This window comes from Streptomyces sp. SM1 (genome assembly GCF_002910825.1).
Taxonomy (GTDB): domain Bacteria; phylum Actinomycetota; class Actinomycetes; order Streptomycetales; family Streptomycetaceae; genus Streptomyces; species Streptomyces okerensis.
Window position 1 is genome coordinate 1 of the sequence record NZ_NEUB01000491.1, and the last position, 1680, is coordinate 1680.

The following is a 1680-nucleotide window of genomic DNA, read 5'->3' on the forward strand; positions in this document are numbered from 1 at the left end:
GGGGTCGCCGCCGGGGATCGAGGTGCCGGTGACCGTCCAGGTGCGGCCGCGGTCGGCGGAGTGCAGCACACGCGCACGGGCCGCTCCTCCGGTGGCCAGCCAGACGTCCTTCGGTCCGGAGGAGACCAGGCACTGGCCGCTCGCCGCGAACCCGGCCTCGCCGTCCGGCGCGGGCGGCATCCCCGCGTCGGGCAGTACCGTCCACGAACGGCCGCCGTCGCGGGTCGACAGGATGCGGAACTTCCCCTCGACCGGGTCGCTCATCGCGAGGCCGTGGCGGTGGTCGAAGAAGGTGAGGCAGTCGTAGAAGGCGCGGGCGTCGGTGTTGCGGAAGGACTCCGTCCAGGTCGCTCCCCCGTCGTCGGTGCGGTACACCCGGGACGCCTCGCCCTCACCGATGGCCAGCACCACGGCCCGCCGCGCGTCGAACGCCTCGATGTCCCGGAACTGCAACTCCCCCGCGCCCGGCGGCGGGACGTTCCGCCAGCTGCGGCCGCCGTCGGTGGTGCGCAGGACGGTGCCCAGGGTTCCGGCCACCCACGCGGTGCCGCGGCTGACGGCGGCCAGGCCGCGGAATCTGACGTCCGGGGTCCCGGTGTCCTTGACCGACCACCGCGGTGGGGTCTGCCGGTCCAAGCCGTGCGCCTGTGCGGGTACGGCGGTGAGGGCGGCCAGTACCGCCGCGCACAGGGCCGCTGCGGTCGTCCGGCGGCGAGCCCGTCCCGTGCGTGCCGTGCGTGTCGTCCCCGCGGTGCGTGTCGTCTGTGCCGTTCGCCTCGTCCGTCGCGTCAGTCTCGTCCGTCGCGTGCTCCCCGAGCGCCTCATGGCGGGCGAAGCTAGTCCACCACCGGGACGCCGTCCAGAGGGCTGCGCCGGAGCGGGCGAACGGTGGGCGTGCGAGGAGAGCCGTGTCACTCGGGTGCATGAACGCGGTGACAGAGGTCACTCGCAGTTCGTGTGCACGGATTGGCTGATTCCGTCGTCTCTTCCCGTAGCCGACCCGATCCGCCCGGAAGCCCGTCCAGCCGTCACGAGGGAGCAAGGCGTTGTCCACCGTCATAGAGCAGCCCGTAGAGGCCCGTCTGGTCGCCGCCGCGCCACGGATGCCGAACATCCCCGCCACCTTGCACTACGACCGCGACGACCCGTTCGCCGTCCGCATGACCTTCCCCGCGCCCGCCACCCTGGAGGGCGTCGAGGTCTGCTGGACCTTCGCGCGGGAACTCCTCGCCGCGGGTCTGGAGGGGCCTGAGGGCCACGGCGACGTACGGGTCCGTCCGTACGGCTACGACCGCACCGTGCTGGAGTTCCACGCCCCCGAGGGAACCGCCGTCGTGCACGTCCGCTCGGGCGAGGTCCGGCGCTTCCTGGAGGCCACGGGCGAACTGGTGCCGACCGGACTGGAACACCTCCGGCTCGACCTCGACCACGGCCTCGCGGAGCTGATACGCGACGCCTGACCGGCCCGGCGGCCCGAGGAGCCTGCACGGCCTGGACGACGCCGGCGGCACCGGGGCGGGCCGTCCCCGGGGCGACCGGTCACGGACCGGCGGTGCTCCCGGCCCGGTACCGGTTTTTCACGTTCGACGGGGGCGTGCATCCTGTCGGCGAACTTCTCGACGGTTCCCGGGCCTCTTCGCCCCCGCCGGTCGTCATCGCCGAGCACGGCGGCCTCGCCCT

General features: G+C 73.6%; 2 protein-coding genes. One reads left to right on the top strand and one right to left on the bottom strand.

Annotated features, from left to right (window positions below):
* On the bottom strand, positions 1–675 hold a 675-nt coding region (locus tag B9S61_RS12125), incomplete at its 3' end, for a WD40/YVTN/BNR-like repeat-containing protein (protein WP_374936202.1).
* Positions 676–1046: 371 nt separating this feature from the next.
* On the opposite strand from B9S61_RS12125, the gene B9S61_RS12130 reads away from it, so the two are divergent.
* Positions 1047–1460 (top strand): SsgA family sporulation/cell division regulator, encoded by a 414-nt coding sequence (locus tag B9S61_RS12130; protein ID WP_103542260.1) that lies wholly within the window; start codon positions 1047–1049, stop codon positions 1458–1460.
* Positions 1461–1680: the final 220 nt, after the last annotated feature.